This is a genomic window from Pseudoalteromonas sp. GABNS16E (genome assembly GCF_028598715.1).
GTDB classification, from domain to species: Bacteria; Pseudomonadota; Gammaproteobacteria; order Enterobacterales; family Alteromonadaceae; genus Pseudoalteromonas; species Pseudoalteromonas atlantica.
Genome location: NZ_JAQREZ010000034.1, coordinates 13,147 through 32,854, shown reverse-complemented (window position 1 = coordinate 32,854; position 19,708 = coordinate 13,147). Strand labels below are relative to the sequence as shown.

General features: G+C 38.0%; 13 protein-coding genes and 1 pseudogene. 4 read left to right on the top strand and 10 right to left on the bottom strand.

The features are described from left to right. Positions 1–49 precede the first annotated feature (49 nt). A pseudogene (locus PSI06_RS13810) lies at positions 50–805 on the bottom strand (SDR family NAD(P)-dependent oxidoreductase). A 298-nt stretch (positions 806–1,103) separates the two neighbouring features. Here PSI06_RS13810 and PSI06_RS13805 point away from each other — a divergent pair. Both PSI06_RS13805 and PSI06_RS13800 read left to right on the top strand, forming a co-directional pair. Then, positions 1,104–2,009 (top strand): LysR family transcriptional regulator, encoded by a 906-nt coding sequence (locus PSI06_RS13805; protein WP_248450141.1) that lies wholly within the window; start codon positions 1,104–1,106, stop codon positions 2,007–2,009. A gap of 1 nt (position 2,010) precedes the next feature. Next, positions 2,011–2,958 carry a LysR family transcriptional regulator gene (locus PSI06_RS13800; RefSeq protein ID WP_004586291.1) on the top strand — a complete coding sequence of 316 codons (948 nt, stop codon included), beginning with the start codon at positions 2,011–2,013 and terminating at the stop codon, positions 2,956–2,958. Between the two features lie 63 nt (positions 2,959–3,021). Here the strand turns inward: PSI06_RS13800 and PSI06_RS13795 are convergent, their stop codons facing one another. Then, positions 3,022–4,029: a zinc-binding alcohol dehydrogenase family protein gene (locus PSI06_RS13795; protein ID WP_029771784.1), complete on the bottom strand. Its 1,008-nt coding sequence runs from the start codon at positions 4,027–4,029 to the stop codon at positions 3,022–3,024. Positions 4,030–4,234: 205 nt separating this feature from the next. Further along, a complete protein-coding gene (locus tag PSI06_RS13790) occupies positions 4,235–5,119 on the bottom strand; it encodes a LysR family transcriptional regulator (RefSeq protein WP_273604499.1) in 885 nt (294 codons plus the stop codon). A 111-nt stretch (positions 5,120–5,230) separates the two neighbouring features. Between PSI06_RS13790 and PSI06_RS13785 the strand changes: the two genes are divergently transcribed. Further along, positions 5,231–5,956 carry an aspartate/glutamate racemase family protein gene (locus tag PSI06_RS13785; protein ID WP_273605031.1) on the top strand — a complete coding sequence of 242 codons (726 nt, stop codon included), beginning with the start codon at positions 5,231–5,233 and terminating at the stop codon, positions 5,954–5,956. 150 nt (positions 5,957–6,106) lie between these two features. Here PSI06_RS13785 and PSI06_RS13780 read toward each other — a convergent pair whose 3' ends face one another. The 6 genes from PSI06_RS13780 to PSI06_RS13755 all read right to left on the bottom strand — a co-directional run bounded on the left by PSI06_RS13780 (position 6,107) and on the right by PSI06_RS13755 (position 16,547). Next, a complete protein-coding gene (locus tag PSI06_RS13780; protein ID WP_273604497.1) occupies positions 6,107–6,763 on the bottom strand; it encodes a DUF4276 family protein in 657 nt (218 codons plus the stop codon). 10 nt (positions 6,764–6,773) lie between these two features. Beyond that, positions 6,774–7,982 carry an AAA family ATPase gene (locus PSI06_RS13775; protein ID WP_273604496.1) on the bottom strand — a complete coding sequence of 403 codons (1,209 nt, stop codon included), beginning with the start codon at positions 7,980–7,982 and terminating at the stop codon, positions 6,774–6,776. A 166-nt stretch (positions 7,983–8,148) separates the two neighbouring features. After that, positions 8,149–9,615 (bottom strand): DNA recombination protein RmuC, encoded by a 1,467-nt coding sequence (gene rmuC, locus PSI06_RS13770; RefSeq protein WP_004586298.1) that lies wholly within the window; start codon positions 9,613–9,615, stop codon positions 8,149–8,151. A 1,135-nt stretch (positions 9,616–10,750) separates the two neighbouring features. Continuing rightward, on the bottom strand, positions 10,751–13,894 hold the full coding sequence (locus tag PSI06_RS13765) for a DEAD/DEAH box helicase (RefSeq protein ID WP_273604433.1): 3,144 nt from the start codon (positions 13,892–13,894) through the stop codon (positions 10,751–10,753). A 436-nt stretch (positions 13,895–14,330) separates the two neighbouring features. After that, on the bottom strand, positions 14,331–15,293 hold the full coding sequence (locus PSI06_RS13760; protein WP_004586300.1) for a hypothetical protein: 963 nt from the start codon (positions 15,291–15,293) through the stop codon (positions 14,331–14,333). Positions 15,294–15,308: 15 nt separating this feature from the next. Beyond that, on the bottom strand, positions 15,309–16,547 hold the full coding sequence (locus PSI06_RS13755; protein WP_004586301.1) for an AAA family ATPase: 1,239 nt from the start codon (positions 16,545–16,547) through the stop codon (positions 15,309–15,311). Positions 16,548–17,321: 774 nt separating this feature from the next. Between PSI06_RS13755 and PSI06_RS13750 the strand changes: the two genes are divergently transcribed. Next, a complete protein-coding gene (locus tag PSI06_RS13750; protein ID WP_004586302.1) occupies positions 17,322–18,536 on the top strand; it encodes a hypothetical protein in 1,215 nt (404 codons plus the stop codon). 62 nt (positions 18,537–18,598) lie between these two features. Here PSI06_RS13750 and PSI06_RS13745 read toward each other — a convergent pair whose 3' ends face one another. Beyond that, positions 18,599–19,474: a DNA replication terminus site-binding protein gene (locus tag PSI06_RS13745; RefSeq protein ID WP_273604432.1), complete on the bottom strand. Its 876-nt coding sequence runs from the start codon at positions 19,472–19,474 to the stop codon at positions 18,599–18,601. Between the last annotated feature and the right edge of the window lie 234 nt (positions 19,475–19,708).

Sequence of the window (19,708 nt, the reverse complement as noted above, 5' to 3'; positions counted from 1 at the left end):
GCGTAAACATCGGCTTTTAAATTAACACTAAATAAGCAATAAAGGCGTGTTAGTAGTTAATTGCGCCACCATCAACGTTAATACATTGTCCGGTCATAAAATCGCTGTCTTCACTGGCTAAAAAGTAAATAGGGCCAAGTAAGTCTTCAGGCTCCATTGCACGTTTTATTACTCGTGAGCCTAGTGTGCTATTTTTAGCTTTATCAAACTGTGCGTTATTTTTAACGCCTTCGCTTTCGGTTAAGCCAACTTATAGGCAGTTAACTAAAATATTATCGTTAGCAAGCTCAGTGGCCAACGCACGTGTTTGCCCAACAACCGCGCCTTTAGATGCCACATAATGGCAAAACATAGGTGCACCGCGTAAAAATGTACCCGATGCAATGTTAATAATTTTACCGCGACCTAATTTACGCATGCTAGGCAACACTGCTTTGGTACACTGAAAAGGCCCGCGGGCATTTACGCGCATAACTAAATCCCATTCGTCTTCAGATATTTCCCAAAATGGCTTAAGCTCAAGCGCAGCAAATATAGCGGCATTGTTAACTAATATTTCAACCGGGCCAAATTCAGCTTCGGTTTGTTTTACCATGGCATCTAACGATTCACTATTCGTTACATCTACTTTGCAGCCTATTGCTTGGCCGCCAGCGGCAATAATTTCAGCTACGGCTGCGCTTGGGTCGGCTAAATCAGCAAGCACAACTTTAGCGCCTTGTTGAGCTAAACCTTTTGCATAAGCAGCGCCAATACCTTGTGCTGCACCAGTAACGATGGCTACTTTGTTGTTTAATCTTTTCATGGCTTTATCTCTTAGTCATTAATAAAAATATAAGCGTGCTTATTCACGTACAGCGATACTGCATTATTAATAAATCCGACTTGGCGTTAGAATGGATAAAAAGAAGCGTGATTGCTGCAGTAGCACGTATTAACTCCATTTTGTTGTAAATAAATAGTTATTTACGCAAAAAAATGTGTTTATAACGCTATAAAAACTCACTAACTGTGCAAAAATGCGATGTGTGGGCTTCAACTGTTTTTATAAACATAATTAATACGATCTTTATTTAAAAATTATAAACAAGGCATTGCTAATAATGGATAAGCTAACCACCATGAAGACTTTTGTAAGTGTTGTACAAGAGGGGTCTTTTTCTAAAGCTGCCGATAAGCTCGATATATCGCCGCAACTTGTGAGCAAGTATGTGTCTGCGCTAGAAGAGGGGCTTGCTACCCGATTACTACACCGCACCACGCGCAAAGTAAGCACTACCGAGGCGGGAGATCACTATTTTACCCGCTGCTTACAGGTGCTAGACGATATAGACGACATGGAAAATTCGCTCGATAACCTAAACGAAAATGTCTCTGGTGTGCTCAGTATTAGTGCCCCTATGTCGTTTGGGGTTAAGCACTTAGCACCGCTATTGGTTGAGTTTCAAAAGCGCTATCCAAATTTAAAATTAGATCTAAACCTTACCGACCAGTTTGTTGATATTGTTGAGCAAGGTATTGATATAGCGCTGCGCATTGGGGTTTTAAAAAGCTCATCACTTATTGCTAAAAAAATAGCGCCTATTAGGTTAGCGGTGTTTGCCTCTCCTTCTTATTTAGCGCAGCACGGCACGCCTACTACCTTAGAAGAGCTGCAATCGCATAACTATTTACGCTACGCACACACCGAGCCCACCAAAAAACTACGGGGAGCGAACGAGCTTAAAAACGAGTTAAAGCTTGAAAGTAACCTAGTTGCTAACAATGGCGACCTGCTACTCAATGCCGCTATAGCAGGTGGCGGTATTGCCATGCAGCCAACATTTATAGCTGGTGAGGCGCTGGCACAGGGTAAAGTAGTACGTATATTAAAAGACTACGAGCCTGAGCCAATAGGGCTTTATATGGTGTACGCAAACAGGCAGTTTTTACCCAGTAAAGTGCGCGCGTTTGTTGATTTTGCGAGCAATTATTACACCGATACACCTTATTGGGATTTAGGAGAGTGAGATGTCAATCACCAACCAATTAGCGCTATTTGTTGATGTAGTACAGCAAGGCTCATTTGCAAAAGCCGCGGCCCTGCACGATATGGACAACTCATCGCTTTCAAAGCAAATTAAAAAGCTAGAAAGCAGTTTAGGTATACAGTTACTTAATCGCTCTACGCGCTCGTTTTCGCTTACCTCCGCAGGAGAGGAAATACTCCAGCAAGCGCATATTTTAATTGATACGCTCAGTGATATTCATAGCATTGCCGACTCCTACCAAGCAAAACCTAAAGGTATTTTGCGTATTACCTCGGGCATGTTTTTTGGGCAGCAGTATGTGCAGCCGGCCATTAATTTATTTATGCAAAAGTACCCTGAGGTAAAAATAACCCTCATGCTTGATGATAAGCGCAACGATATTATTGCCGACCATTACGATTTAGCATTTAGAATTGGCAAATTGAATGACTCCAATCTAATGGCAAAAAAAATATCTGATATGCACTTTGCTTTGGTTGCCTCTAATGACTTTATTGCACGCCATGGTATGCCAAGCACACCTGAAGAACTTATCGCCTTACCTGCGGTGGTTTATGGCAATGGCGATGTAAGCCTAGATCAAATAAAATTAAGCACCCAACCTCATGGTGATGAATACAAAACTCATAAAATGAAAGGCAACTATAAGGTAAGCGATGTACGCGCCATGCTTGATGCCACAAAAGCGGGTTTAGGGTATGTGATGCTAGATTTATTTAACCTAGAAAAACCCATAGACGAAATGGGGCTAGTGCCGCTATTAACTAATTATAAGCTTAGCGCATCGGGCGCCGGTATTTACGCGCTGTATCCTCACCGTAAACAAACACCACTGGTGAGCGAATTTATAAAAACTGTACAAGAGTATATTGGCAGCCCTGCATTTTGGGTAAAACATATTCCTAATTACAACAAGTTATATAAATAATAGCCACAAAAAAGCCCCGTTAGGGCTTGGGTATACTCAAAAAAACTATATTAGCTAAAGGCCTTAAAAGCCTTCTAACACCACTTTACCTTTAGCGGTTTGCGATTCAAGGTGCTGATGCGCTTTGCGTAAATTGGCTGCATTAATTTTACCTAAGTGCTCACCTACCGTAGTTTTAATTTGCCCTTGGTCAATCATAGTGGCTACGTTATTTAAAATAACGTGTTGCTCTTGCATGTCGTCGGTTTTAAATAACGAGCGAGTAAACATAAGCTCCCAATGTACCGACACGCTTTTGTTTTTAAATGGCACAATATTAAGTGTTTCAGGGTCATCAATAAGGGCAAATTGACCTTGTGGCTTCACTACTTTTTCAATTTCAGGTAAGTGCTGCTCTGTATTGTTTAAGCTAACAACGTAATCCACTTCGCTTAAGTTTTTAGCTGCAAATTCTTCACTTAACGGGTTACGGTGATTAACAATAGTGTCGGCACCTAAATCTTCTAACCACGATATTGTTTCAGCACGAGAAGCACTGGCAATAATATTTAATTTAGTGCGCTGCTTTAATAGCTGCACCATTATTGAGCCCACACCACCGGCGGCACCAATAACTAAAATGCTTTTAGAATCATCGTTTTTAGCTACGTTTAAACGGTCAAACAATAATTCCCACGCAGTAATGCTGGTAAGCGGCAATGCTGCGGCTTCGCCATACGAAAGCGAACTTGGCATATGGCCAACAATACGCTCGTCAACTAACTGAAACTGCGCGTTACTGCCTGAGCGCGTAATGTCGCCTGCGTACCATACTTTGTCGCCTGGCTTAAAAAGCGATACGTTTTCGCCAACCGATTTAACAACCCCAGTTGCATCCCAACCAATTACTTTATACTCGCCCTCAGCTGCTGGCATTGCTTGGCGAATTTTAAAATCAACCGGGTTAACCGATACCGCTTTAACTTCTACTAAAATATCGTGGCCGTGTGCTGTTGGCGTTTCAAGTTCAATGTCTTGTAATGATAATTCGTTTTCGATAGGTAAACTTTTTTGATATCCAATTGCTTTCATGGGAGTTGCCTCGTTAGCTAGTTAATACTCTGTGTTGATGACGCTATTTTGGCCTTATCAAGAGTATTAAAAAAGAGACAAAACACCCAATTATTATGGAAATAAAACTCCATAATAAAATAGGTAAATAATTAAAATTCAATTGCACATAGCTGTTATCGTTTTAAATTAATAATACCTTATTAACTGTAACGGGGGTTTACAGTTAGGTTATATTTAGCTCAGTTAATTTATTCCACGCACTTTCGCCACCGGGGTGCAAAGCCGCATGATACCTATACGCATAGTAAGTTATTGGCACGCAATGGTGCTCATTCCCTACAACTACCAAGGTATTATTTTTAAGCTCGTTCGATATAACGTAGTCGGGCAGCCAGGCAATACCATTGCCCGCTACAGCGTGCACTTTTAAAAGCTCAGTCATGGATGAAACAAACACCTTTTTAAGCTTAGCGCCCGATATAATAGGCTCTAACTGCCGCCCCATGTAGGAGTCGAGGCTGTAGGCTAAATGCGGTATAGGCGCTGCGCTTTCTAGGTTATATAAGGCTTTACCTTGCTCGTCACAGGCGCTAACAGGTAATAACTTAGCATTACCTATTTTTTGATGACTAAACGGCGGCAGTTTAAGGCGTTCGTTATCAAAGGCAATAAGTAAGTCGCATTCACCTTGCTCTAGCGCTTCGGTGGCTTTATCTACGTCTATAGCCTCTAAATTAAGTACAATGTCGCGCTCATCTTGCGTTTGAAAGTTAGCGAGTTGTAAGGTTAAAAAACTCGCTAAAGAATGTGCGGCTGCAACCTTTACAGAATAATTTTGCTGCACCGATAACTCCTCAAGCATGCTAACCGAGGTATTCATTTGGTTAACTAAATTACGCGCCGTTATATGAAATATTTTACCGCTTGGGGTAAGGGTTATAGGCAAGTTTTCTCGGTCGATTAGGGCTGCGCCAAGGGCGTCTTCAAGGGCTTTTATACGCCGACTAAATGCAGGTTGCGTAATATGCCTAAGCTTTGCCGCTTGCGAAAAGCTTTTTGTGTGCGAGAGCGTTAAAAAATCTTCTAACCATTTACTTTCAATATTCATAGCGACCACTTAGTTATGCAATTTGTGCATGGATGTTAAAATAATAGCATTATTCAAACTAAATAAAACACTATAAATTAAGCCTATAAACTCAATAACCGGAATGCAATCATGCTTAGAACTCTTGGCGTATTAGGTGGAATGGGGCCTTTGGCTACCGCCTCATTTATGAATCAGGTAATTGCGCTATCGCCCGCTAAAAGTGATCAAGAGCATATACCTATGTTTATAAGGAATATCCCGCAAATTCCTGACAGAACAAAATTTTTAATGGGTCTTGAAGGTGAAAACCCATTTTTTGAGCTTAAAAAAGGCTTTAAAGAGCTAACAAGCTTAGGTGTAAGTTGTATTGTTATTCCGTGTAATACCGCGCATTACTGGTACGACGCGCTCACTAAAAATACCGATGTACACACCATTAGCATTGTAAAAAGCGTTATAAAACAAGTAAAAGCCACGGGCAAACAAAAGGTTGGTATTTTAGCCACTACCGCTACGCTTAATATGGGCATTTACCAAAATGCGTTTAAGCAGCACAATATTGATTTTGTTGAACCAAACACTCAACAACAAGCAACCATAATGGATGGCATAACCGCCGTAAAAGCGGGCGATTTAAATAAAGGTCGCCACTTGTTAAGCAAGGCATACGACTTAATGCCTGCTCAAGGTGCTGACTGCGTGTTGTTTGGCTGTACCGAAATACCGCTTGTGTTAAATGAACAAACCAAACACTCGCCAGACACCTGCCTAGATACCATTGCTATTTTAGCGCAAGAGTGCGTTAACTGGGCATATGCTAACGCCCATCAATCAACGCTTTCAAGTGTGGCTTAATTAAATATTAGTTATTAATAGGTGTGCTTACACTTGCGCATTTAAGTAGCACACCTAAATAGCTAACTTACACTGGCGCGTTTTGTTCAATCAAGTTTTTAGCTTTTAACTCATTTCTAAATGTGTCAGGAATCATTATTGTGCCTTATTTTAAGTAATGCTCTCATTAAGAGCATAAAGTGAATTACAAAAGTTTGAAAAGGAATTTGATTTCTTCCGAATAGCACCAGGACACACTGTTTTTAAAAACTTTACGCCATCGTCAGTTTTTTTATATTTTGACCAATGTCTTTTCACTAACCTCTCCGCTGGGTGCGGTAAGTTATCAGGGGTATTGAAGTGGTTATAATTAGGTTTTTTACATGGTTTGATAGCCTTTTCCATGTTCGCTATGTCACCAAGAATCCAATTCTCCATTGACCTACAAGCAATTCCTAACACTGTATTATTATTGGTTATTTTTGGCTTAATATCATTTTCAAACTGTCGGAAGTCACAATTTCTCCCTTCCAGATCAATAACAAACGCGATATATTCAGCTTCAACACCTATCGAAACCTCACAAATCTTATTTAAATCTTTAACAATTTTAGTTGCGGGTACTGTGTCGCCATTGTGTATTCTTTTTGTTTTCTTTAAAACTTGAAATTTAAGTTCATCTTGAATTACAAGCTTTTTAATAAAGTCAGGTAAACCTTTTTCTTCCATATCTCCTTCTATAACTAGAAGAAGCCTAGGTTTTTTAAGATTCTCAGCCTCTTTATTTTTAGCCTTAAACATGGATCTATCTTTCTTTTTTCTAGTCATTATTCAGTCCTTAAATATTTGCTAGCCATGCCTCGTCTAAGCTCATCCCTGCATTATATAATCTTTCTTTATACTCATCAGGGTTAGCTGAAAACTCATATATCTCAGATTGATTCCCTTCACGGGTAACGACTTTAACCTCTTCAGGGTTACATGCCCTAATGACAAATGGACTCTGTGTCGAGATTATGATTTGAGAAAAACTATTATCTGGGTTATCGATGTACTCTCGATATATTTTCATTAGTAAAGTTATAGCATCAGGGTGCAAGTGAGCCTCAGGCTCATCAATAACCAACAGCTTCCCTTTTGTCTCTAATATTGCCAATCTACCCATAAGCATCAAAGTCCCATCACTTAAATCCCATGGATGAAATTTACTATCACCGACCTCTTGCACCACAAGCCTTATCGAACCGGTTAAATCCTTTTCAGCTTTAACATCTTCTATCCAGGGCATAAATTGTTTAAGGTTCCGAATCCAGTTTTTCTTTGATGCCTCCAATGATTTTTTACTACTATTGCACATGTCGTAAATAAAGGACCACAGGTCGCTAGCGTCTGCCTCTTGCCACCCTCTGATCCTGCCATCTTCTCTGAAATAGCTCGGTGATGATGGATCAACTTTAAACAACCTACTATTGTTACCATATATTTGGTTCACGAATGTCATATATTTTACCGACGGCCACTTCAAGCAGGGGATATCATCATCTCGTGATTTTATAAAACTGGGATCTACATCGTGGAAAGGGTTGTCTTCAAGGTATACTTTGCCTTTAACTTTCAAGACTTCAGTACCAACTACTTTTATGGATTCGGCGAATGCAATAAGCTCATCTTCACTATCAAAAACCTCTAAAAGCTCTTTAGAAACTTTAAAACCAAGTGGAGATTTATTACTTTTATCTAACTTCACCGTGTGCTCGATACTGCCAAAAAGCTCTTTTTCAGAATCATAAGTGCTTACATTTAATTTTATAGAAATGCGCCTAGCTTCTTTATGAAAAATTCCTGAACCACCACCAATTCTATCTATCGCTTTTTTCATAGATTCGTCGGCGGCAAGGGGAATTGTCAATAAAGCTTTAAGTAACGACGATTTACCTGACCCATTTTTCCCTACAAATACAGTTAAAGGTGTCAGTTCTGTTTGAGTATCTCTAAACAAGCGAAAACCAGATAACTTTATACCATCAATAATTGAGTAAAATTTCACTCGTTTTGTCCCTTAAAAATCCAAATAAATATAAATTAGAAATTGAATAATAAAAAATACTATCGATAAACTACAGAAGTAGCACAAAAAAGCCTGTTTCATTATAAGCAGAGATACGTTCCTTATACTAGTCCTGAAACGTAAACCCCGTAATCAAAAATCGAACTTAATCCAGCTCTAATTGGGCTTTTTCTACGCTTTCGTTTGGTAACTCTTTTTGAACCGATACACCTAGCTCTTTAAATTCTGAAGCTTGTTTAATTAAGTTACCTTTACCACGGTAAAGCTGTGAAAAGGCTTTATCGTAGCTTTCTTTGGCGCGGTCTAGTTGTTTGCCAACACCTTCCATACTCGTTAAAAAGCCATTGAGCTTGTTGTAAAAGCGCTCTGCACGATTCGCCAGCTCTTTAGAGTATTTGGTTTGCTCTTCGAAGCGCCACAGCTGTTTAACAATATTAAGGCTTGTAAGCAGAGTCGTTGGTGTAGCAACTAAAATGTTTTTTTCGATAGCTTGTTGGTAAATATCGCTTTGATATTTAAGCGCCTCTACAAATGCAGATTCTATAGGCACAAACATAATAACTACTTCAGGCGAATTTATACCAGGGAGACGATCGTACGATTTACTGGCAAGCTCGTTAATACGCGCGGTAACAGCATTTACATGCTCTTTAATTGCTTGGCTAGCCTCTAGCTCGTTTTCGGCATTAACGTAGCGGGTATAAGCATTTAGCGATGTTTTAGCGTCAATCACTAAGTGGCGGCCCTGAGGTAAATACACCACTACGTCGGGGCGCAGTCGACCGTCTTCGGTATTAAACGATACTTCGCGTTTGTAGTCGGTACCCGCGCGCAGGCCTGCGCTGTCGAGTACGTTTTCGAGCATTAGTTCGCCCCAATTACCTTGGGTCTTTTTTTGCCCTTGTAAGGCATTACTAAGTTTATCGGCTTGCTCGGTAATAGCTTGGCTTTTAGCTTGCAAGTGCAGTAGCTCAGTTTTAAGGGCAGCACGTTGTTTTAAGTCTTCAACGTGAATCGATTCCATTTTATCTCTAAAGCCTTTTAGCTCCCCTTGGACTGGCTTTAATAGTTGCTCAATGCTTTCTTGGTTTAGGGTTTTAAAGCTTTGCGATTTTTCTTCTAAAATTTTATTAGCTAGGTTTTCAAACTCTTTTTTAAGCACATTTTTGCTTTGCTCTATTTGTGCAAGCTGCTCGGTAAAGTTTTGCTGCTTTTGCTCAAGCGTAGTTCGCATATTATTAAGCTCAATATCGCGCTGGTTATATTGCTCTCGCAAGGCACTAAGTTCGCCTTCGGCTTTACGCCAAAAATGGTTATATTGAACACTTTGTTTTTCTTGCTCGCTAAAGCGAGTTTTAAAATGCTGCGCTTCATCGCGTTGCTCTTGATGTGATTGCTCGAGCAGCTCGTGCTCATCAAATAAGGCGGTGTATTGCAGCTGTTTATTGTCGTACTGGTTTTGTAATAACGATAACTGTTGCTGTTGCTCGCTAATGTGTTGTTTTAATTTATTACGAGAAGGGAGCGACACTAGGCCATATAGTACTAGCCCTGTTGCAAGCCCTGCACTGGCACTTAACCAATCTATATGCGTTAATAACTGAGTAAACATAAAATAAACTTATAAAATTTAGAGACATGCCATCATAACGAATAAAGGTAGTGGGGGGTAGGGCGTAACATTTACTAAAGGCATAAAAAAAGCCAGCTAAAAGGGCTGGCTCAATCATTACTAAAATTAGTAATTAAACGGGGTAAATCAACATGAAGCTTGTGTTAACTGCAATTAATCAACAAGCATAATAGTAGACGCTGCACACTACATTAAGTTCACATAAAAATATAAATAATTTAAAAACTAAAATGTGGGCATAAAAAAGCCAGCTTAAAAGGAGCTGGCTCAATCATTACTAAATTTAGTAACCAATCAGGGAAATCAACATGAAGCTTGTGATAACTGCAATTATTCAACAAGCATAATAGTAGACGCGCCCTTTTAAATTTAGTTCAAACAATTTATAAAAAATGTAATTTAAGGTGTTAATTACAGGCATAAAAAAAGCCAGCTAAAAGGGCTGGCTCAATCATTACTAAATTTAGTAACCAATTAGGGAAATCAACATGAAGCTTGTGATAACTGCAATTATTCAACAAGCATAATAGTAGACGCGTGTTTTTAAATTTAGTTCAAACTATTTATAAAAAATGCAATTTAAGGAGTTAATTACAGGCATAAAAAAAGCCAGCTAAAAGGGCTGGCTCAATCATTACTAAATTTAGTAACCAATCAGGGAAATCAACATGAAGCTTGTGATAACTGTAATTATTCAACAAGCATAATAGTAGACGCGTGTTTTTAAATTTAGTTCAAACAATTTATAAAAAATGCAATTTAAGGTGTTAATTACAGTCATAAAAAAAGCCAGCTAAAAAGGCTGGCTCAATCATTACTAAATTTAGTAACCAAACAGGGAAATCAACATGAAGCTTGTGATAACTGCAATTATTCAACAAGCATAATAGTAGACGCGTGTTTTTAAATTTAGTTCAAACAATTTATAAAAAATGCAATTTAAGGTGCTAATTACAGTCATAAAAAAAGCCAGCTAAAAAGGCTGGCTCAATCATTACTAAATTTAGTAACCAAACAGGGAAATCAACATGAAGCTTGTGATAACTGCAATTATTCAACAAGCAATATAATAGACGCCGTTTGGTTAAATTAGTTCACATGCTAAGTAAAAAAATTAGCTTTTTATAAGTGATAACATTTGCTGCTCATCAAACGAAGTAAAGCTCATTGATTTATCGGTAAATAATGCATCAACTAGCGCTTGCTTATCTTGCTGCATTTTAAATACCTTTTGCTCAATTGAATTGCTCATAATTAATTTATAAACAAACACTGGATTTGTTTGGCCAATACGATAAGCACGATCGGTGGCTTGTTTTTCAACAGCAGGGTTCCACCATGGATCAAAGTGAATAACGGTATCGGCTTGAGTTAAGTTAAGCCCAGTACCGCCTGCTTTTAAACTGATTAAAAACACCGAGGTTTTGCCACTGGTAAATTCGTCAATAACTTTGTCGCGATGACGCGTTTGCCCAGTTAGCATACTAAATTTGATATTTATATCGTTTAAACGCTCTGCAATTAAATCGAGCGCAGAGGTAAATTGACTAAAAATAATCACTTTACGACCAAGGCTTAGCATTAACGGTAAATGCGTAGTTAGCCATTCTAATTTTGCTGAACCTGCTTGTGTTTCTGGCTCAATTAATTTTGGATGACAACAAATTTGCCTTAGCTTTAGTAGCGCTTCTAAAAATGCGAGCTTACTTTTTTGTGCGCCTTGCTCAGCAAATAAGTCGATGAGCTTTTCTTCTAGGGCGCGCGTAATACCTTGGTACATATCTTTTTGCTTAGGTTCAAACTCAAACTCTTTTAACAGCTCTGTTTTTTGTGGCAGCTCTTGAGCTACCTGCGCTTTTGTGCGGCGTAATATAAACGGCATAATAAGCGCTTTTAGTTGCTCAGCTCGCTCTGAATCGGCTTCGCGCTCAATAGGTGTTTGAAAGTGCTGTTTAAAGTGCGCTTGCGAGCCAAGTAATGAAGGCATTGCAAAGTCGAGTAACGATTTAAGCTCAAACAAATTATTTTCGATTGGCGTGCCGCTTAAACATAACTTAAAGTCGGCATTTAAACGCTTAACTAAGCGCGAGACTTGTGCAGTATCGTTTTTAATATATTGCGCTTCATCTAAAATAATATTTTCAAAATAAAGTGGCGAGTAATAAGCAATATCACGCTTTAATAATGGGTAAGTAGTTAAAATACACTGCGCTTGCGCTAAATGTTGTAAAGGCTCATTACGTTGCGAGCCAAAAATAGTGGTTACTTTAAGACTTTTAGCAAATTTGGTTATTTCGTTTTGCCAATTACTTACCAAACTTGTAGGGCACACTATAAGAGTAGGGCCCGCTTGCGGGCGATTAAAACTGCTGGCTAAAAAGGCGATAACTTGTAGCGTTTTGCCAAGCCCCATGTCATCAGCAAGTATGCCGCCTAATTGGTGGCGCTTTAAAAAGCTAAGCCAATCAACGCCTTGTTGCTGGTATTCACGTAGTGTTACCGAGTCATTTAAACCGTGTAAGGGCACCACTGGCATTGCCTGCTCGGTGTTGCTTAACTCATCAAGATAACGCTCAAGAGAGTCATCATGAAGGTCTATAGTAACTGCGGTATGCTTTACCAGCTCAGGTAAATAAGAAAGCGGGATATTAAATTCATCGCGTGTTTTTACAAATTCAAAGCGTTGTTTAAATTCGGTCAGTAAATTAATGGCGGCTTTACTAATAACACCAAATTGACGCCCTACAGGGTAGTAATAAAACAGCTCACTTTGACGATTTAACGATTGATACGTGGCATCATCGGTATTAAAAAGTACAGCGGCTTTGGCATCGCTTAATTGTACTTTACAATGCATTTGGTGACCTGCAGCACGGTTTACATCGAGTGTAACGTGCCCTTGGGGGTCGGCTACATTTACTTTAGTTTGAGTTACCTGCCAGTCACGCTTTTTAAAGCCAGGGAATACTTCGTAAACAAGCCAATGTAAATGTATAGGTGATTGTTTATTAAATATAAACTCACTTTGTAAACCCCCTTTACAAAACTCAAAACCTAAATTTACTAACTCATTTGTTACTGTGTTTTCAAATGCACTATTTATTAAACTCGCGGGTGCTGTTCCCGCTAAATAATTTTTATTTTTATATTTAAATAATAGCGAAACTTTAAGCCCTTGCTCATCCATAGTGGCTTTTAAAACAGCATTACCAAGTTGCTTAACATTGACTTGTTCGTTATTCGGATGCGGAATAACACCGGCGCCAAAATTGTCGGCAAGTTGTTTATAAATGCGATCAAAATTAGCATCGTGCAGTGCGGGAATAGATTGTAAATGAGCGATTTCGTCGGCGCTAAGCTGTGTTCTGATCCGGCCTACTTTAAAGTGATCGAGGTCTAAATAAGCGGGCGGCGTGGTTTTTATCAATGCCCAATTTTTACTGTGTTCAAGCTCAATAATTAATTGCGATAACTCGTTTTGCTGCTGCCAATTAAAGTTAAGCGATTGCCCAGTTTGCGCTTTAATAGCAACACGAGAGCGTTGTAAAAATAAACGATCGGTGGCAATTAATTGTTGTAGAGCGCTAAAGCCCCATTGACCTTTTAGCTCTAAATTACCTACTGCATTTTGTGAGCGAATCCAACTAAAGAGTCTAAAGTCACTTTCGAGCAAATCGTTTGGCGTTACAAAGCTATTTAATTGTTGCTCAGTTAAATTGCGCCCAAGCGTGTAATTATTATTTTTGTTGTAATTGGCAATTTTTGGCGTTAAAAATACTTTATTGTTTTCAATGTCTAATACAAATAAAAGAACTTGCGAAAGGGGTTTAGCATCAACACTTTTAAGTGCTGTCAGCTCACTAAACCAATCGTTAATAAAGTAGTCTTCTCCGTATTCACCTGAGTGCTCTATTTTAAGTTTAAATAATACAGCGGCTAAGTGCCTACATTTGGTTTTAGCATTACAGGTACAATGCGTATCAACAGAGTAACCAGTAGGTACTTTACTGATCTCAATGCGTTGGTTAAATGCTGATCCGGTGTCGCCTTGTACCGTTGAATCAATAACAGCAAAATCACTGCTGTGCTCTAACCAACTAATTTGGCCGTTTTTATAATACTCTTTGCCTTTATCGAGCACGTTGGGCCTAAACAGCTTTTTTATAAAGCGCTCGGAAAGAGGGAACAAGGTTGCCTGCTCATTTTTTATTTCTTCAAAAATAGCCAGTAAATCATTTTTTGATAAGTTAGCAGACATGTCACTCTAAGTATTAAATTTTTAAAATAATTCTGCCAGTATATTCTTTAACTGCGCACAGCAAAAGCAATATTAACGTTATATAAACTGGTTGGAGCTGCTAGGTTAGTAAAAAATCGGTTTATACGTACTTTATGGCACTTTATCTGCCCAAATGAGAATAGGTAAACAGCAAACACACATGTTACAAACAATTTATTAACAACACAGGGGCTTTACAGATCAGTTTTTTACTAACAAATTAAGATCCAGCATCAAATAGTCGTAAAAACTAAATTCAGTTGGTAAAAATGTGATCTTTAGAGCAAAAATGAGGGATTTATAGGTTATAAATAGCAAAAAAGATCAAGATTTTACTAAGTAAAAAGCCCATCAGATCAGAATTTAACTAACCTAACAGGCTTTTAAGATCACTATTTTACTAAGTAATAAGGGGCTAATTAAACGCGCTTAACAGCTTAGTAAGTTGTTCTAAGCGTTTGTCAGTCAACACTTTATTATCTATTTTAATAGATACGTCACCACTTTTTAAATTACGTTGTACGTTTATAAAGTTGTTTTCAAATACAGCTTCACGTTTAGCAACCACGCTAGGCTCGGTAGTTAAACGTTTAGTAATTGCCATAGCGCGCTTGTCGTCGCTTGTAATGGCGTTAATCTCATCGTCTGTATGCAATTCGCTAACTAGGGCGTTAAACGCCTGCTCGTCGCGCTCCTTTGCACTAACAAGCTTTTTAGCGACTTCTCTGCCTACGTGATTAGCCGTTGGGTAAAGTGAAATTACATCAGCGGGTATTTGCTCGTACGCTTTAATGGCATCTGCAATTGCGGTGTGCGATACACCTTCAATAGCGGCAATTTCGCGATAAGAGCCTTTTTTACCTTGCTCAATAAGATCGTTTTTAGTTTGTTGATAAGCTTGCCCTAGCTCCCAAAGGCTTGGGGCTATGTACTGATCTGAAGATACAGCTAAAATTTTAGCGTCTTGATCGGTAAAATCAGGAGAGCTTAAAACTAAATAATCGGCATTACCTAAAATACATGCCTTTCGACGACGTGAACCGGCAAGTACTAAGTTAGTATTTCCCTGATCCCAAAGTAAAGCAGGGTGTTGATTACGTCCATCTTCACTGATTGCAGGTAAAATATCAGAAACCGATTTTTCGTTTAATAGCGCTTGTACACGGCGGTTTTTACCGTAAACCGTGGTGCTAGATTCAATATCTGCATGAGCAATAACTTTACACACTAAGGTTATTTCGCGTGTAGGGTCGCTTGGCGCAGGCATTCTTATTACATCACCAGCGCTTGCTTGCTCAAGTAATGCATCGAGGCTGCTATTGCCTACGGCAGTTGCAAATGGATCTAAGCGGGTGTCGTTTTTACGTTTTGTAGCCATTTTTATATAACATCCTTACTTAGTGTTGTTAAGTGACGATTGGGTTGACTCCCAATTAGAACGAATAAGCATTTCTAATTCGTCCACAACATCTTTAATATTTTCTTGCGCGCGTAATAAAGACTCGCGACTTGCTAAACTATCCGATGCTTTTTGATCAAATATGGTATTAAAAGACGATGAACTAGCCGTAATTGCCGAGCTGTGATTAATTGGGTAGCTCATTACTTGGCGGCCAAACGCACTACGTACATCTTTAACAATATCGCGCTGTGAATGATTACCCTTAACGTAATTGGTCACTAAAAACTGCATAAAGTCCCAACCTTCATGACCAAGTGCCGCTACTGTGTGGTAAATCTCACCTAAACGCTTTAAATATTTATTATTAGCATCAAAATCTACAGCTTCTGGATGAACCGGAATAAGCATCGCCGTAGAGGCCATTAAAGCATTATAAAACATAAAGTTAAGAGTAGGAGCGGTATCGATTAAAATAATATCGAATTCGTCTTTAACCGGCTCAATAACCTTTTCTAAAAGCTTATGATAATGACGTGTTTGTTCGTAATTAGAGGTGTCTTTTAAAAGTGTTGCGGTCTCGTGTTCAAAGTAAAAGTCATCCATACCTGAGGGTAAAACACGAATATTAGGAATATGCGTAGTCACAAAAGCGCTAGAAACAAACTCTGGCCAGGTTTCGCCTTCGTCTAAATCAATACAATCACGCATTAAGTCGCCTACCGTAACAGGGTCGTGATCGTTAGAAGGGAAAAAGCTAGAAGACGAACCTTGAGGATCTAAATCAATAATACCAATACGATAACGTTTGATATTAGTCGTCGCCAATGCAGCAGCAATATTAACCATACTGGTTGTTTTACCACAACCACCTTTAAGTGAATTAATAACAATAACTTGGAGTTTATCGTTAGCAGTGCGGTGATCTGGCTGAATATCCATGATATCGGCCATCGCAAAAATATTAACTAACGTGTACGCATAGTGCCCATTTGCACCACGCTTAATATTTAAATCATCAAAGTCACCATTGTCATGACGACGTTTTAAGGTACGATTATTACACCCTAATAAATCTGCTGCCGCTTTTTGGGTGTAAGTTCTTAATTCTTTTTCTTCTGATTTAAGATGAGCGCGATAGTGTTGTATGCGTCCTTTTAAAGATTTTTCAGCAACTTCGGCTGTTGCTTTTAAAAGCCGGTAAGTACTTAGCGCGTTATTATTGATAGACATACTTTCTTCCTCAAAGTTAGGCAGTTAGTATAATGTCCATTCAAATAGCTGTAAACAACTATTTAAGGCGACATGCATTTTAATAACAAGACATTTAAAAATATTTTTACACCTTTAAGGTTGCTTAGTATAAATAAAGAAGTTTAAAGGTGGTTAAATATATAAGGTAATAAAGGTTAAGGGTGTATAATAGCTATATAACTATATGATATTTATAAATAATGTTAAAAAAAGCAGATCACCTTTATACTTCGTTAAGATCAGATCTTTATCTACATGCAGATCAGCTTTTTACTAAGCCTTATTTAAATATTAGAGTTATGCACAACTTACTCAATAAGTTATTTACAAAATGACTGTCTGAGATCAGTTTTTTACTAAGTAAATTATAAAGTTATACACTTAAGCCTACGAAGAACAGGGCGTTTAATTGGTATAGATCTGATCTGTAGTAAGTACAGATCAGATCTATGCTAACTCGAAGTGCTGTTATCCACAGCAGGTATTTATTTTACTAACGTTTGTCGTGTAAAAAGTTTAAAAATAGCGCTTTTAATGGACAAAAAATAAATTGAGTTAGTAAAAATTTAGCTTGAGAAGCTTATCTTAGTAAAATAGTGATCTGAAATTAAGCTTATCACTCACTACTTAGTATAATAATGATCCGTTACGTTTATTTATACTCGGATCAGTTTTATACTAACTTAAACATTTAACTTTTGTTGCTTAATGTGTTGTTATTAGCTGTCGCAATAAAAAATGGAAATCAGAACAATGAGCCGAAAGGTCAACATCTCGGTAGATAACTTGCCCGATACACTTAGGGGCCAAATACACGGGGTGGAAAGTGCAATAGATAACGAAAGTTTAGCACTATTTACAGATAACAAAGATGTGCGAATTTCTATCGAAAATGCCGCTCATGGGTTACGTGCTTATTCAAACACGTTTAACCACTATGATTTATGGGGGCGTTTTGTACGTTCTGGGCATAAAAAATTGCCATTGGAAGAAGCACCTAAAAAAACAATTATTACGCGTAAAATATCCGAAAAAGTGGATGGTATTTTATATGACGGCGAAATAAAAATTACACCGGCCGTTGTAAGCACGCGTAAAGATGGCGAAGACGTAGAATATTTAGTGTGGCCATCGGATAGAGAAGAAAAAGTTGAGCGCGCGTTAATTCGCCTTGCATCGAAAGGTAAAATCGTAAAAATCAATTTTAAGTCCGGTATTCAATATGCCGTGGTTTTTTCGATGAACGAATTAGCCCAAGAACTTAAAGCGGTTGGCCAATCAATGCCATACCCACAAATTAAAGAATCATTGGAAGCACTTCAAGGTTCTAAACTTTCATTTAAATACTCGGCTACTGATACTAAAAATACAGATATTGATGATTCTTTTTATGAGTCAAATATGAACTTTTTATCATCTCTTCATTTTAGTGGTAAAAAAGGCCAAGGTGGCAACGTAAAATGTGTTGCATGTTTAAATGCATTTGTTCATAACATGATTGATAACCTTGAATACAAAGGGTATTACTTTAACAGTGCGCAAGAGTTAAAACGTGGTTTATCGCGTTGGATGATGCTGCGTTTATACCACCTTTGGCGTTATGCCGCGCCTGGTAAAACGTATCATTTTAGATTGCTATCTATTATGGAAAAATACGGCTCAATTTATTCAACCGACGATATCACAGAAAACAAACTAAAAGCATTACGCCGTGATATGACCACAACAATGAAAGATTTGATTGAAAAAGGGGCTATTTCGGAATACAGCATTACTAATGTAAAAGATGATAAAACCGGTAATATTATTGATTACACCTATGAAATGCATCCTTCTGATCAGTTTTGTGATGAGATACTCACGCTCAACAAGCACAATAAGCGTATTGAGATTCAAGGTGGTAAACGAATTGTCGAAAACGCAGTTTTAATTGATGAAGATAAAATAGAAGAAATAGTCGAAAAATAACAACGGTTAAAATACTAGACTACTTACCAAAAAGGCCACACTATGTGGCCTTTTTAACATAATTATTTATCTACTTGTTCTAAATAAAGTCTATCCACTAAAAAGTCATACTCTTTTTTTCTCGGGTGAGACTCTGGTTTTTGATAATCTGGCAAAGTACCTAACTTAACATCGGGCTGTGGGTTAATTAAAATAAACGGCAATGCAGCACTTACGTGATACCTATTTTCTGCGGTGTACCTAACATTAACTTGGGGACTTACTCGGGTAGGGCGGCGAATTCTTAACTTTTCTTTTTCACCTAAACTAGCTACTCGCATTTGCTCTTGTGCAACAAGGGACTGCCATTTTTGTTGGTCTATCATTCTTGGATTTCTATAACCAGCGGATTTATCGAGCATTTCAAGTGCCATTTTTTTAGTTAGAGTTTTAGTTGCATGCTTATGCATCCAAGTAAATCTCACTGAAAAAGGGGACTCACTTTGAAAATAAATTTTTCGATAGGCTGCAAGAGTGATTAAATTTGGAACCGCGTTATGAACAGCTTCAAATCGAGCATCGTTATTATCGATAGCCAAAACACACTCCTTAAAAGCAGCCTTAGCTTTATTAACTTGTTGTATTCGGCTAGTTAATGCTAGGACATCTGCATTTTTTAAAACCAAAAGCCCAGGATGACGCTTTAGTACTCTACTACTTAAACTTTCTTTTTTATAAATATCAGTAAATGAGTTTAAAATTGCCCTATGAGCAATTTCGCCGGTTAATTTTTTTACAGGAATTGACTCGGGAATAATATTTTCATCAACACTATTTATATCTGGTAGCTGATAATACTCAGCCTTTGAATATTCACAGACACGTAATTCATCAATCAATAACGATGTTAATTCATTCATTAAATCAAACTGACTTCTTATTTGTACTTTAGAAACCATAACCACCCTGAGAACACATCTTACTTATTTAATTATTAAGTTTAACCTTTTCCTCTGTTTTTTTAAAGTTTATTTATTTTACTTAAGTTAAGATTACACTTAATTTAAGTTATGTATGATGTGTTCTTTAGAGCTGTTTGCTTATGCTTGTGGGATTCGGTGTGTGAATATTTGCATATAACAGAAAGAATTAGTGAACCCAGGCGTGATCAATACACTTATGCGTATTTATCT

Excerpts from the sequence above, each read along its gene's own strand:
- PSI06_RS13805 (WP_248450141.1), top strand. The coding sequence starts at position 1,104 with ATGGATAAGCTAACCACCATGAAGACTTTTGTAAGTGTTGTACAAGAG.
- PSI06_RS13800 (WP_004586291.1), top strand. The coding sequence starts at position 2,011 with ATGTCAATCACCAACCAATTAGCGCTATTTGTTGATGTAGTACAGCAA.
- PSI06_RS13795 (WP_029771784.1), bottom strand. The coding sequence starts at position 4,029 with ATGAAAGCAATTGGATATCAAAAAAGTTTACCTATCGAAAACGAATTA.
- PSI06_RS13790 (WP_273604499.1), bottom strand. The coding sequence starts at position 5,119 with ATGAATATTGAAAGTAAATGGTTAGAAGATTTTTTAACGCTCTCGCAC.
- PSI06_RS13785 (WP_273605031.1), top strand. The coding sequence starts at position 5,231 with ATGCTTAGAACTCTTGGCGTATTAGGTGGAATGGGGCCTTTGGCTACC.
- PSI06_RS13780 (WP_273604497.1), bottom strand. The coding sequence starts at position 6,763 with ATGACTAGAAAAAAGAAAGATAGATCCATGTTTAAGGCTAAAAATAAA.
- rmuC (WP_004586298.1), bottom strand. The coding sequence starts at position 9,615 with ATGTTTACTCAGTTATTAACGCATATAGATTGGTTAAGTGCCAGTGCA.
- PSI06_RS13765 (WP_273604433.1), bottom strand. The coding sequence starts at position 13,894 with ATGTCTGCTAACTTATCAAAAAATGATTTACTGGCTATTTTTGAAGAA.
- PSI06_RS13760 (WP_004586300.1), bottom strand. The coding sequence starts at position 15,293 with ATGGCTACAAAACGTAAAAACGACACCCGCTTAGATCCATTTGCAACT.
- PSI06_RS13755 (WP_004586301.1), bottom strand. The coding sequence starts at position 16,547 with ATGTCTATCAATAATAACGCGCTAAGTACTTACCGGCTTTTAAAAGCA.
- PSI06_RS13750 (WP_004586302.1), top strand. The coding sequence starts at position 17,322 with ATGAGCCGAAAGGTCAACATCTCGGTAGATAACTTGCCCGATACACTT.
- PSI06_RS13745 (WP_273604432.1), bottom strand. The coding sequence starts at position 19,474 with ATGGTTTCTAAAGTACAAATAAGAAGTCAGTTTGATTTAATGAATGAA.